The sequence below is a fragment of the Arthrobacter sp. ERGS1:01 genome (genome assembly GCF_001281315.1).
In the GTDB taxonomy this organism is placed as follows: Bacteria; Actinomycetota; Actinomycetes; order Actinomycetales; family Micrococcaceae; genus Specibacter.
The window spans coordinates 2,223,012-2,236,492 of sequence record NZ_CP012479.1; the positions used below are offsets into that span (position 1 = coordinate 2,223,012).

Genomic DNA, 13,481 nt, shown 5'->3' on the forward strand with positions numbered 1-13,481 from the left:
TCAGGCGCCATCAAGGACCCTGCACCATGCGGAAGTCCTGCGCTGGAAGTCAACCGCGGTGCCGTAAACAACAAGACATCGATTGTGATGGCTGCCACACTCAAGTCATCTTTATTCTCCCACTGGAGGTTTTCATGTCATCCGAAACGACCCTCCCGACCACCGGCACGATTGCCGGCGACGGGACCAGCAATGGCTTGAGCAAACGCACGCTTGGCGTACCCGCCCTTGTCTTCATGATCATCGCCGCCTCCGCTCCCCTGACGGTGGTTGCCGGCGGAATTCCCAGCAACTTCGCCGTCACCGGAAACGTCGGCATCCCCCTGTCCTTCATTGTCCTGGGGGTCTGCCTGGTCCTGTTCGCCGTGGGCTACGCGGCCATGAGCGCGCACATCCGCAATGCCGGAGCGTTCTATGCCTACATCGCCCAGGGCCTGGGGCGCGCCACGGGGGTGGGGGCCGCCTGGGTCGCCCTGATCTCCTACAACGCAATGCAGATCGGCATCTACGGCCTCTTCGGATTCGCGGCTTCCTCCTTCATCAACGGCAAGTTCGGGCTGAACCTGCCATGGTGGGTGACGGCCCTGGTGGGCTTCGTCATCGTTGGCTGGCTCGGCATCAACAAGGTGGACCTGTCCGCCAAGATCATCGGCGTCCTGGTGGGACTGGAGTTCGTTGCCGTCATCATCTTCGACATCGTCTCCTTCGCCGTCAGCCCGGAAGGGGTCAGCGGAGCCGGACTGGCGCCGTCGAACCTGTTCACGGCCGGCGTTGGCGCGGCACTGGCCTTCAGCATGGCGGCGTTCATGGGCTTTGAGTCCGCGGCGATCTACAGTGAAGAGGCCAAGGACCCCACCCGGTCCATTGCGCGGGCCACCTACATCGCCGTCGGCGTCATCTCGCTCTTTTACGCGTTCTCCGGCTGGGCCATGACCATCGGCACGGGCCCGGGCCAGATCATTGGCGAGGCCCAAAAGTTCGGCCCCGACCTGCTGTTCGTCTTCCTCTCCGGACACGGCGCGGTAATTGTTTCCGACATCGCCCAGGTCCTGTTCATCACGAGCCTGCTGGCCGCGTTGATCGCCTTCCACAACGCCGTGGCCCGGTATGTTTTCTCGCTGGGTCGCGAAAGCGTGCTGCCGCGCGGATTTGCCCGGGTCAATGCCCGGCACGCCCCGGTGGCCGGTTCCCTCACGCAGTCCGTACTGGCCCTCGTCATGCTGGCCGTGTTCGCTCTTGCCGGGATCGGCTCCGCACTCGGCGAGCTCTACCCGGTGCTGACGTTCTTCACCTGGCTGACGAATACCGCCGCGTTCGGCCTGGTGCTCCTGCTGGTGCTCATTTCGATTGCCGTGATCGGCTACTTCCGCAAGCATGGGAGCGGATACTCCCTGTGGACCAGGGTCATTGCCCCGGCCCTGGCCACGCTCACCCTTGGCACCGTTTTTGTGCTGATCGTGGTTAATTTCAATGTGCTGATCGGCTCCGAGGGATTTTCCCCGCTTTCCTGGATCCTGCCGGCGCTGGTGGTGGTCCCGGGGGTTGCCGGGCTGCTGTGGGGGCTGCGGTTGAAGAGGGACCGCCCGGACATTTACCGGGGCATCGGCTTTGGCGGCGCCCCGGACCCCAACCAGGAACCCTAGGCCCATTCGCTCGTGACCCGTTCCCGCCAGGGGCGCCCGGTTGATGCCGGGCGCCCCTGGCGCATGGTGGGCCGCCGGCGCCGGCATTGCTCAGGCCGACGCCGTCAGCCGGGTTCCCATGACCGTCATGGCCATGGTCTCCTCGAGCATCAATTCCGTGAGTTCCCGCAGGAGCCCGTCATGGGCCGGATCGGCGGCAACATTGTGCATTTCATCCGGATCGCTGGTGTGGTCGAAAAGTTCCACTATGCGGGTCCCGAAGTACCGGGTCAGGCGGGCCCGGGGCGTCAGAATGGTCCGCATCCGCACCGGTCCCGGCAGGCCGGGCAGCCCGAACGGCTGGTCCTCCTCGATGATCAGGGCGTCCCTGACCGTCCGCGCCTCCCCTTTCAGGATCGGCGCCAGGGACTTCCCCTGGATGCCGCGGAAGGGTTGGGTGCCGCTGAGCTCCAGCAATGTAGGGGCCAGGTCGGCGGTGCTGGCTAGGGCATTGCTGCTTGACGGTACAACGCCCGGCGCCTTGATGACCAGGGGCACATTGGTCAGGGCCCGGTAGTGGGTGAAGTGCTTGAGCATCAGGCCGTGATCGCCCAGCAGGTCCCCGTGGTCACTCGTGAACACAATTATCGTGTCGTCCTCGATCCCGTGGTCCCGCACGGCAGCGAGGATCCGGCCAATCTGCTCGTCGAGCAAGGTGATCAGCCCGTATTGGGCTGCGGCCGCATGCCGGTACTGGTCCTCGGTCACGGCCCACGTCATGGTTGAATCCTGGCCGGGCTCACCCCGATGGTCGGCGAGTGCGCGGATGTGCTCCGGCGAGGCGCCGTGGTCCTGGTTGAATCCCACCGGCAGCGGAATGTCCTCGGGACGGTACAGGTCCGAGTACCCCGCCGGCGGGGAAAACGGGTGGTGCGGGTCGGGAAAGGAGACAAACAGGAAGAACGGATCGTTCGTGCCGGCCAGCGCCCCGATGCGTTCCACGGCCTTCCCGGCGATGTATGCACTGGGGTGGAGCTCGGCCGGAACGGCGGTTTCATACACCTGGCTCCAGCCCGGGTATGCGGCCGCCGCATTGGCCGCACCGCCCACGGTCCGCGGATCCAGGCCATGCTCGAGCGCCCAATGCAGGTAGTGGCCGCCGGGGTTGTCGCCGTGGCCGATCACCAGGTCAACATCCTGGTACCCGTAGTAGTCCTTGGGCATGCGGATGAACGCGGCCTCGTGGTCGGCCCGGTTTTCCCAGCGGTCCCAACCGGGCTCCCGGTCGAATTCGACGGCGTCCCGGTGGACCTCGCTGAGCAGCAGCGGGTCCGTGGCCTGGATTTCCGTCCGCTGCTCGTCCTCGAACGGCCAGCCCATGTTTTGGTGGTGCAGCTTGCCCACGGCGGCCGTGCGGTAGCCGTCGCGCGCCATGCTTCGCACCATGGTGCTGGCGTTCGGGTCCATCGTGATGCCGTTGCACCGGGTGCCGTGGGCCGAGGGCCAGCGGCCCGTCAACAGGCTCGCCCGGTTGGGTGAGCAGGTCGGGTTGGCGACGGTGGCCTCGGAAAAGACAACACCGGCGCCCGCCAGGCGGTCAAGGTTGGGTGTCTTGACCACGGGGTTTCCGGCAAAGCCGAGGTGGTCGGCCCGGAGCTGGTCGGCCACGACCACGATGACGTTGGGCCGCCGGCCTTCCGCCTGCGGGGCGCTCATGCGGGCCGCTTGATCAGGGACAGCACGTCCGTGCGCTGCTGGGCGAACTGCGGCAGCGAGCGGGTGGTGATCTGGTCCCGGGGCGAGGGCAGGTCGATGTCGATGGTCTTGAGCACGCGGGCCGGCTTGGATCCCAGCACCACCACCCTGTCGGAGAGGTAGACGGCCTCGTCGATGTCGTGCGTGACCACCAGGATGGTCATGTTGAAGTCCTTGCGGATCTTCAGGCACAGGTCCTCCAGGTCGAAGCGGGTCTGCGCGTCGACGGAGGCGAAGGGTTCGTCCATGACAAGGATCTCGGGGCGGTAGGCCAGGGCCCGGGCAATGGCCACACGCTGCTGCATGCCGCCGGAAAGCTGCCAGGGATATTGCTGTTCGGCATGGGTCAGCCCCACGGCCTCCAGGGCGCTGTCGCAGCGGGCTCGCACCTCGGCGGCCGGCAGCTTCAGGTGGCGCAGCGGCAGCACCAGGTTCTTGCGGACCGTCAGCCACGGCATCAGGGACCGGTTGTAGTCCTGGAACACCAGGGCCATTTCCGGCGGCGGGCCGTCGATCACGCGGCCGTCGATGGCGGCGCTTCCGCTGGTGGCCGATTGGAGGCCGGCCAGGCATTTGAGCAGCGTGGTCTTGCCAACGCCGGAGGGGCCCACGATGCACACCACCTCACCGGTTTCCACGGTGAAGGTCAGGTCCTCGATGATGACCTTGGCCTTGGCGCCGGTGCCGTAGGACTTGGCCAGGGCCTTCACGTCCAGGCGCGGATGTTCGCGCTGCTGTCGGGTTGCTTCGTTAGTCATGGCACGTCTCGCTCGCTCGGGGGTGGTCGATGGTGTGGCGCCGCGGAGGGCGGCTGTGGTCCGGATCGGCATCAGGCGGCCCTGGCCATCTTGCGTGATCCGATGTACCAGGCGAGCACGCGCCGCCGGCCCAGTTCAAAGATCATGTTGGCGGCGAAGCCGATGACGCCCAGCAACAGGATGCCGGACCACATGTCGGCAATCATGAAGCTCTGCTGTGCCAGCAGGGTCATGGCCCCGATGCCGTCGGACGGGCCCAGCATCTCGCTGGCGATCATGACGACGAAGGCCGTTTGGAGGCTCACCTGCATGCCGGAGGCAATCTGCGGGCCAGCCGCGGGCAGGTACACCCGGGTCAGCCGTTCCGAAACCGTGAGCCGGTAGACACTGCTGACATCCTTCAGCGTGGAGTCCACGCCGCGCAGGCCGTCCACCGTGGCGATCAAGGTGGGGAACACCGCGGCCAGGGCGATGCTGACGATCCGCATTTCGATGCCGAAGCCAACCAGCGAGATCAGGATCGGGATCAACGCCACCGCGGGGATGCCCCTGAACAGGTGGATCACGGGGTCAACGTAGCCGCGGACCCGGGGCATCATGGCCAGCAGGAATCCCAGCCCGATCCCGGCCACCACGGCGATGGCGTAGCCGATGAGCAGGTTGCGCAGGCTCAGCAGCACGTCGGAGGAGAAGTGCGCGAAGATCCACAGCTGCTGGAACCGGACAAGGATGGTGGACAGTGGCGGGAAGAAGGTGTTGGTGGAGCCGGCCGAGACGGCAAACCACAGTCCAAGAAGGATTACGGGGGTGCCAACACCCAAGGCGATATAGAGGGTCTTACGCATGGTTCACACCACCGCTTCCCGGTAGGAGGCATGCCAGTGCAGGAGCTTGCGCTCCGCGGTCCTGGCAAGGCCGATGAAGACGAGGCCCAGCAGTCCAAGGACCAAAACCAGGGCATAGAGGGAGGGGTAGTCCCCCGCATTCTGGGCCAGCAGGATGCTGTTGCCCAGGCCCGGCCCGCCGCCGAGCAGGCCGGCCACCACCGTCACAATCAACGCGACAGGGGCGGCCACCCGCATGGCCGTCCCAATGAATGGCATGGCGCTGGGCAGCACCACCCGGACCAGGATCTCGATGCGCCCCATGCCGTAGGATCGCGCCGTGTCCTTGGCGACCGGATCGGTGTCGTGGACGCCGTCGACCGTCTGCATGACGATCTGCAACACGCAGCCGAAGAAGACGAGCAGCCACGCCATTTTCGCCGTCGGGCCAAGGATCAAAACCAGCAGCGGCAGGATCACGATCGGCGGGACGGGCTTGAGGAATTCCAGCACGGCCAGCGTGGCGTAGCGGAATGCCGGGAAGCTGCCGATCAGGATGCCGACGAGGATGCCGACGACGGCGGAGCTCACGAGTCCCAGGAGTGCGACGCCGACCGTCTCCGCCAGGGCCATCCAGAAGTCGCTGCCGGAGACGTCGGTGGCCAGCTTTGCCAGGGTCGCGGTGAACGTCGGCATGGCCGCGCCCCACGGCGTCATCGCCACAAGCTGCCAGAGCAGGGCGGCACAGGCAAGGCCAATTGCTCCCCTGGTGACTTGAGAGGTTTTCATGGTTGCTACCTTCGGATCCCTTGTCCCGGAGTTACTTCAGGATGACGTTGTCGAGATTGGCGGGCTTGGCAAGGAAGCCGAGCTGGACCAGCTGGGTGTTGACGCGGGAAAGGTCCTCGGGGGCAACCGCGGTGGGCCAGTACGTGACGCCGCCTGCCTGGATGACGGACAGCGGCTGCTTCGTCAGGTCCGCGCCGACCTGCTGGCACTCGGCCAGGTGCGCATCGCAGTAGGCGTTGGCCTTGTAGATTCCCCGCTGGAAGGCTTCAAGCGACGGGGTTTCGCTTTGCACGGTGGACTGGCCGGCAACGTACAGGCCCACGGCACCTTCCTTGAAGAAGGCGACACCGGGCGAGGCCAGCAGCGTGGCGCCGTCCGTGACTGCCTCCGAGGTGAACGGCGATACCAGTGCGGCGGCGTCGACCCGGCCGGTCTTCAACGCCTGCACGGCGGAGGCGAAGTCCAACACCATCCACTTCACCGTGGACGGGTCGCCGCCGGCGTCCTTGATGACCTGGGTGATGGTGACCTCCATCTGCGCCTTGCGGGCCGGAACGGCGATCGTTTTGCCGTCGAGGTCCTTGGCCGAGGTGATCGAGCTGCCCTTGGGCACGAACAATCCGGTGTCATCGACCTTGCTCAGGTCCTTGGGCTGCTCGGACGACGGCTCATAGCCGTCGGCCCCGGCGACCACTTTTAGCGGGACGCCCTGGCTGATGGCGTTGATGACGGGAATCGACGGTGCATAGGTGAGCGCAAGTTGTCCGCTCTGCGCGGCGGCGATTCCGGCCGGCGGGTTTGCCACGGTGGAAACCTGGACGTTGAGCTTTTCATCCTTGAAAAAGCCTTTGGTGATGCCGATCTGAAGTGCGGCGTCGGAGCTGAGGCCGATCGTGCCGACCTTCAGGGTGGTGACGCCGTTGCTGTCCGACGCCGAACCGCCCGATCCCGAACTGCACCCGGTCAGGGCCAGGGCAAGCAGACCGGCAACGGCGATGGGTACTCGTAGCTTCATGGGGGGCTCCTAGGGTTTGGTCAAAAATTGTTGGTGGGGGTGGGGTGCTGCGTTGTTGCTGCGGGAGAAGGTCTTAGGGTGTTGCGGCTGGGGCGTGTTCGTGCACGACCCGCCCGCCGACGGCGGTGAGGACCACGCGGCGCTCCAGGAGTTCCTCGATCCGGTCGTCGTCGGGCCAGGGTCCGTCCAGCACGCAAAGGTCGGCCACCATGCCGGGGCGCAAAGTTCCCTTGTACGTTTCGGCGTGGTCCTGCCAGGCCGGCAGGGACGTCATGGCCGCCAGCGCCTCAAGGGAGGTGATGCGTTCCGGGTCCGAGGCCAGGCCCGGGCGGGCCGGGGTGCTGCGGCGGACGGCGGCAATAATGGTCCGCCGCCAGTCGGTGGAGGTGACGGGCGAATCGGAGGCGAGGTTCAGCTGGACGCCGGCCGAGAGGGCGGAGCGCAGCGGCTGGTGCCGGGCGAAACGCTCCTCGCCCATGACCTCGCGCATGAGATCGCCGGCGGTGGCCCTGATCGAGGGGTTGGTGCTGTAGCCAATGCCCATCTCCTTCATCGTGTCCAGGGTGGCGTTTGAACTGAAGGCCCCGTGGATGATGTAGTGCCGGGCGTCCCGTGCCCGGCCGGGTCCCAAGCCGCCCAGCAGCTCGATGGCCGTTTCGGTGGCGGCGTCCCCGGTGGCATGAATGCCCGCCTGGAGGCCGGCGTCGTCGATCATGGCCAGGATCCTGCCCAGCTCGGCCACCCGTTCCTCGTCGCTGGTGCCGGCGACGACGAGGTGCCCGTGGGTGCATTCGGCCCCGTAGGGCTCCCTCATCCAGGCGGTGTTGCTGCGCGGAATGCCGTCGGAGAAGATTTTCACGCCGGCGATCGCCAGCCGGCGGGGGTCGATCCCCCGGTCCTTGTACGTTGATCCCAGCCCGGAGGCGAGGCCCCGTTCGACGGCGTCGGCGCTGACCCCGCCGGTCCCGGCGAACAGCATGAGCACTGCGACCCGGAGGCTCAGCTCGTTGGCCAGGGCCATGTCGCCGAGCAGTTCAAGCGCACCCGTGGTGCCCGAGCCGTCGAACAGTCCGGGGCTGCCCGGGCCCAGACCGGGTTCGGTCAGGGAGGTGATTCCCTGGGAGTGCAGCAGCGTCTGCGCCTTCAGGAGGGCGGCGTGCAGTACGGGCCGGGGAACATCGGGCAGCGCGTTGTTCATCAGGGTTGCAGCCCCGTCCTGGAGCAGTCCCGTGGGGGTGCCGTCGGGGAATCGAGCGATGACACCGCCGGCGGGGTCGGCGGTGTCCGCGGTGATTCCGGCCAACGCCAAGGCGGCGCGGTTGGCGATCAGCTGGTGTCCGGTCTGGTCAAAGGCGACCACCGGGACATCCTCGCGGCAGTCCAGCAAGGCCTCGGTGCCGCCGGGTCCCAGGGTTGACGAGTCCCAGCCGTGGGCGCGGATCCATCCGTCGGCGGGCACCGCGGTCTCCCGCAGGATCTTCGCCACCTGGCCCCAGTCGGCGGCGACGGCGGACCCAATATTCACATAGCCAAAGAGGCTCATGGCAGTGCCCATCAAATGCAGGTGGGCATCGTTGATGCCCGGAATCACTGCGCCGTCGTTCAGGTTCACGAGGCGGGTGGACGGCCCGGCGAGTTCACGGAGCTCCTCCCCTCCAATTGCCGAGACGATTCCGCCGGTGACGGCGAGGGCTGTGGGACGGTTGCCGTCCGTTGCGAGGGACGCCGCGTCTGACAGTTCGCCGCTCAGGACGGAGCCGCCGAACAACACCATGTCGGGTGCCTGGTTGCTTGCTGTCGATGGGGTCAACACGCCATCACCTCTCTGTGATCCAGCTAACGTTGTATGAGTATGTCAGATGACTTGGTCACTTGACTAGATCAAGACGTAGAATTATTTCTGTAGCCTGAGGGCAGACGTTCGGTAACGCCACAAGCGCTCCCCGGACGCCGCCACAGAGACCTTGCAGTAGACGGATCGTCCGTGTGCTGTTGCAGAGGGGAGGAATCATGGCGCGCATTTCAGCCGATGACCGTCGGAGTGAGTTTGTCCGGTCGGCCGCCCGGGTCATTGCCGACCATGGCGTTGCCGCCGCAACGACGCGGCGCATAGCCGCGGAGGCCAATGCGCCGTTGGCGTCGCTGCACTATTGCTTTCGCAACAAGGATGAGCTCCTCCAGGAGGTCTACAACTACCTCAGCCGCGACTACGCCACCGCGCTGGCGCCCGTCCCCTCCACCACGGCGGGGCTGGCACATGTCATGGAGGCCCACGCCCTGCGCATCTGGGACAGGATGCTCGGCAATCCGCACGAGCAGGTGACCACCTTTGAACTCCTGTTGCGCCGCTTCCGGGTCGGGGACACCGAGCAGTCCGAGGCGCTGGCGATGAACCAATCCATGTATGACGGCTGGATCAACTCGACCATGGGCCTGTTCACGGAGGCCGCAACGGCAGCCGGCGAACAGATTCCGAGCAACCTTGAGCAGGTCACCCGGCTGTTTATCTCCGGCATTGACGGCATCAGCATGCAGCACCTGGCCGACCCCAACGACGACCGGTCCCGGGAACTGGTACGGCTCCTGGCGCTCGGCCTGTCTAAGGTGTTGAGCTACTCCCCGCGAGCTAGTAGCCGGCTCGACGACGGGCGGTCCGGCTGGTGCTAGTGACAGGACTACTATTGCCCACCCTTTGACGAAGCTTGGCTGCCTGTTTGGGTGGGGTTGGTGGTTGGGTTGTGGGTGTGGTTGGGGTGGTTGCTGTTCTTTTGGGTAGTGGGAACTGTCAGAAATCAGTGTTCCTCCTCTCTGTTTGATTCGAGACGATGGATGTAGCCAGGCATCATCCAGTCGACCCTGTTGTGGGGTTGTTGACTTACTCGAAGAGGATCTAGAATCGTGAATCCAACGACTGCGGTACTTTCACCATCCATTCCTGCTGTTTGCGTTCCCGGTGCGGGGTTGGCCCCGTTTTCCTGGACGGAGCTTGATCGGCGGGCGGTGGATACGGCCCGGGTGTTGGCCGCGGATGCGGTGGAGAAGGTCGGTAACGGCCACCCCGGGACGGCCATGTCGTTGGCTCCGGCGGCGTATCTGCTTTTTCAGCAGGTGATTCGTCATGATCCGGCCGTGCCGGAGTGGACGGGGCGGGACCGGTTCATTCTTTCTCCCGGGCATTCCTCCCTGACCTTGTACATTCAGCTGTTCCTTTCCGGTTACGGCCTGGAACTGGAGGATTTGCAGGCGTTGCGGACGTGGGGGTCGTTGACGCCGGGGCATCCGGAGTACAAGCACACTCCGGGGGTGGAGATCACGACGGGCCCGTTGGGGCAGGGCCTGGCGTCCGCGGTCGGGTTCGCGTATTCCCAGCGGCGCATGCGCGGCCTCATGGACCCCGACGCCCCGGCCGGCACGAGTCCGTTTGATCACACGATCTGGGTGATTGCCTCCGACGGTGACCTCCAAGAAGGCGTCACCAGTGAGGCGTCCTCCCTGGCCGGGCACCAGGAATTGGGGAACCTGGTGGTGGTCTACGACGAGAACCATATCTCCATCGAGGACGATACCGATATTGCTTTCACCGAGGACGTCCTGACCCGGTACGCCTCCTATGGCTGGCACACCCAACGCGTGGACTGGACGAAGACGGGCGAGTATGTCGAGGACGTCCGGGCCCTTCATGCGGCCCTGGTTGCGGCGAAGGCCGACACGACCCGGCCCTCGATCATTTCGCTGCGGACCATTATCGGCTACCCGGCCCCGAAGAAGCAGAACAGCGGCAAAATCCACGGCTCCGCCCTGGGCGCCGAGGAAGTCGCCGCGTTGAAGACCGTGCTCGGCTTCGACCCGGCCCAGTCCTTCGAGGTTGACCCGGCGGTGGTGGCGCATGCCCGTGCCGTCGCTGCCCGGGGTGCCGCCGCCCACACCGCCTGGAACACCGCGTTCCAGGCCTGGCAGGAGGCCAATCCGGAGAACGCGGCGTTGTTGGCGCGGATCGAAGCCAAGGAACTCCCCGCCAACCTCGATACGGTGCTGCCGGTCTTCGAAGCCGGCACGGATGTCTCGACGCGGGCGGCGTCCGGGAAGGTCCTCAACGCACTCGGCCCCGTCCTGCCCGAACTCTGGGGCGGGTCCTGCGACCTGGCCGAATCCAACAACACCACCATCGAAAATTCCCCCTCATTCATCCCGGCCTCGCGTTCCACGGACGCGTGGAAGGGCAACCCGTACGGGCGGGTGCTGCACTTCGGCATCCGGGAACACGCCGCCGCTTCCATCGTCAACGGCATCCACCTGGGGGGTCCGACCCGGGCGTTCTCGGGCACCTTCTTGATCTTCAGCGATTACCAGCGCCCCGCGATCCGCCTCTCCGCCCTGATGGGGGTCCCCTCCATCTATGTCTGGTCGCATGACTCGATCGGTTTGGGAGAGGACGGGCCCACCCACCAGCCCGTGGAACAACTCGCGACCCTGCGCGCGATCCCGGGCCTGGACGTTGTCCGTCCCGGGGACGCGAACGAAGTCGCCGCCGCCTGGAGAACCATCCTGGGCAACCACCAGAACCCGGCCGGGATTATCCTGACCCGCCAAAACGTCCCCACCTACCCCCGCGGCACCGGCCCGGCCACCGGTGATACCTTCGCCTCCACCGCCGGCGTCGCCCGTGGCGGATACGTGCTAGCCGAAGCGTCGAGGGACGGGGTCACCGTCCCGGCGCAGGTGCTCCTGATCGCGACCGGCTCCGAAGTCCAACTCGCCATCGAAGCCCGTGAAGCACTCCAGGGCGAGGGGATCGCGACCCGGGTCATCTCCATGCCCTGCGTGGAATGGTTCAACCAGCAGACCCCCGCCTACAAGGAGTCCGTGCTCCCGGCCGCCGTCACAGCCCGGGTCTCCGTCGAAGCCGGCCTGGCCCTGGGCTGGAAGGAATTCGTCGGCGACACCGGCCAGTCCATCTCCCTGGAACACTTCGGCGCCTCCGCGGACTACAAGCGCCTCTTCCAGGAATTCGGCATCACCACCCACGCCGTCACCACCGCCGCAAAAAACACCCTCACCGCAGCAAACACCAACTAACACGCCCCCGCACCACAGCACCCAACAACACCCAGCAACATGCGGCCGGCACCACGGACCACTCCCCCAACCTTTTTTGTGGGTGGTCCGGGGTGCCGGCCGCACCCCCACCCCCTCCACGCACCCCTCCCCTTTTTGAAGGAAGAAACCGCCATGACCACCACCACCACCTCCACCCCAACCCCCACCACAACCCCGACCACAACCGAGACTCCGACTGCGCTGCTTTCTGCGGTCGGGGTGTCGATCTGGCTCGATGATCTCTCCCGGGCCCGGCTCAGCAGCGGCAGCCTCCAACGCCTCATCACCGAGAAGAACGTCGTCGGGGTCACCACCAACCCCTCGATCTTCCAGGCCGCGATCACCTCCGGCACCGACTACCAGGAAAAGATCACCGCCCTGGCCGCCCAGGGCGCCAGCGTCGAAGAAACGATCTTTGAGATCACCACCGCCGACGTCGCCGACGCCTGCGATCTCTTCGCCCCGCTCTACACGGCCACTAACGGTGTGGACGGGCGGGTCAGTATCGAAGTCGACCCACGCCTGGCCTGGGACACCGAAGCCACCATCACCGAAGCCAAGGCACTCTATAAGAAGGTCAACAAAGCCAACGTGCTGATCAAGATCCCGGCCACCCTGGAAGGCCTGGCCGCGATTACCGCGACCCTGGGCGCCGGGATCAGTGTCAACGTAACCCTGATCTTCTCCCTGGAACGCTACAGCGCCGTCATCAACGCCTTCCAAGCCGGCCTGAAACTAGCCAAGGACAACGGCCACGACCTGACCACGATCCACTCCGTCGCCTCCTTCTTCGTCTCCCGCGTCGACACCGAAATCGACCACCGCCTCGAAACCCTCGGCACCACCGAAGCCCGCGCCCTCAAAGGCCAAGCCGGTCTCGCCAACGCCCGCCTGGCCTACCAACTCTACGAAGAACTCTTCAGCACCGAACGCTGGGCCGTTCTCGCCGCCGCCGGCGCCCGCCCCCAACGCCCCCTCTGGGCCTCCACCGGCGTCAAAGACCCCGCCTACCCCGACACCCTCTACGTCACCGAACTCGCCGCCCCCGGCGTCGTAAACACCATGCCCGAAAAAACCCTCGACGCCACCTACCACCACGCCACCATCACCGGCAACACCATCACCAGCCACTACCAGCAAGCCGCCACCACCCTCGACGCCCTCGAAGACCAGGGCATCTCCTACGACACCATCGTCGAACAACTCGAAACCGAAGGCCTACAAAAATTCGTCACCAGCTGGAAAGAACTCCTCACCGACATCAACACCGCCCTCACCACCGCACGCAACGCAACCTAAACCACAAGCAAGATCGGCTACGAAGCCGAGGACTCCCTAGTACAACTACATAACAGCGCCGCTACCGCCTCGCCCACGCCATCAGCCGATGGCAAGGACGGGGCGGTAAACGCGTGTGCCGCCTCGGGATCATCCGGGCTGATCACGGTCCATCGAGGTGCGTGACGCGTTGAAGGTGCTCGGGTTGAAATGTGCTCCGGCGGCGCGACGCGGCTTCAACACCAGGCACTGAACGCCTGCCGATAACTCGACGCTACCGGGCATGTGCTCACCGGGTGGAGTGGAGGTGTTGCCGAGAGCTTGCAGGATTTACCCGACACGC

Annotated in this window: 10 protein-coding genes; 4 read left to right on the forward strand and 6 right to left on the reverse strand. The window is 65.7% G+C overall.

Going from position 1 to position 13,481, the window contains the following annotated elements:
• Positions 1-134: 134 nt before the first annotated feature.
• Positions 135-1,643, forward strand: coding sequence for an APC family permease (locus tag AL755_RS14005; protein WP_054011543.1), 1,509 nt, complete (start codon positions 135-137; stop codon positions 1,641-1,643).
• Between the two features lie 90 nt (positions 1,644-1,733).
• On the opposite strand, the gene AL755_RS14010 is transcribed toward AL755_RS14005, so the two are convergent.
• The 6 genes from AL755_RS14010 to AL755_RS14035 all read right to left on the reverse strand — a co-directional run bounded on the left by AL755_RS14010 (position 1,734) and on the right by AL755_RS14035 (position 8,576).
• Positions 1,734-3,338 carry a sulfatase family protein gene (locus AL755_RS14010; protein WP_054011544.1) on the reverse strand — a complete coding sequence of 535 codons (1,605 nt, stop codon included), beginning with the start codon at positions 3,336-3,338 and terminating at the stop codon, positions 1,734-1,736.
• Positions 3,335-4,135: an ABC transporter ATP-binding protein gene (locus tag AL755_RS14015; RefSeq protein ID WP_054011545.1), complete on the reverse strand. Its 801-nt coding sequence runs from the start codon at positions 4,133-4,135 to the stop codon at positions 3,335-3,337. The genes AL755_RS14010 and AL755_RS14015 overlap by 4 nt, the downstream gene beginning before the upstream one ends.
• 71 nt (positions 4,136-4,206) lie before the next feature.
• Complete coding sequence (locus AL755_RS14020; RefSeq protein ID WP_054011546.1) at positions 4,207-4,980, reverse strand: ABC transporter permease; 774 nt, start codon at positions 4,978-4,980, stop codon at positions 4,207-4,209.
• Positions 4,981-4,983: 3 nt separating this feature from the next.
• Positions 4,984-5,748: an ABC transporter permease gene (locus tag AL755_RS14025; protein ID WP_054011547.1), complete on the reverse strand. Its 765-nt coding sequence runs from the start codon at positions 5,746-5,748 to the stop codon at positions 4,984-4,986.
• 31 nt (positions 5,749-5,779) lie between these two features.
• On the reverse strand, positions 5,780-6,763 hold the full coding sequence (locus tag AL755_RS14030; protein WP_054011548.1) for an ABC transporter substrate-binding protein: 984 nt from the start codon (positions 6,761-6,763) through the stop codon (positions 5,780-5,782).
• Between the two features lie 73 nt (positions 6,764-6,836).
• Entirely contained in the window at positions 6,837-8,576 is a 1,740-nt protein-coding gene (locus AL755_RS14035) for an amidohydrolase (protein ID WP_237762484.1), read from the reverse strand.
• Positions 8,577-8,773: 197 nt separating this feature from the next.
• Between AL755_RS14035 and AL755_RS14040 the strand changes: the two genes are divergently transcribed.
• The 3 genes from AL755_RS14040 to tal all read left to right on the forward strand — a co-directional run bounded on the left by AL755_RS14040 (position 8,774) and on the right by tal (position 13,159).
• Positions 8,774-9,430, forward strand: coding sequence for a TetR/AcrR family transcriptional regulator (locus tag AL755_RS14040; protein ID WP_054011550.1), 657 nt, complete (start codon positions 8,774-8,776; stop codon positions 9,428-9,430).
• Between the two features lie 294 nt (positions 9,431-9,724).
• Complete coding sequence (gene tkt / locus AL755_RS14045) at positions 9,725-11,839, forward strand: transketolase (protein WP_082369315.1); 2,115 nt, start codon at positions 9,725-9,727, stop codon at positions 11,837-11,839.
• Between the two features lie 153 nt (positions 11,840-11,992).
• The gene (tal, locus tag AL755_RS14050; RefSeq protein ID WP_054011551.1) at positions 11,993-13,159 is read left to right on the forward strand and encodes a transaldolase; all 1,167 of its coding nucleotides are present in this window, start codon (positions 11,993-11,995) and stop codon (positions 13,157-13,159) included.
• The last annotated feature ends 322 nt before the right edge of the window (positions 13,160-13,481 follow it).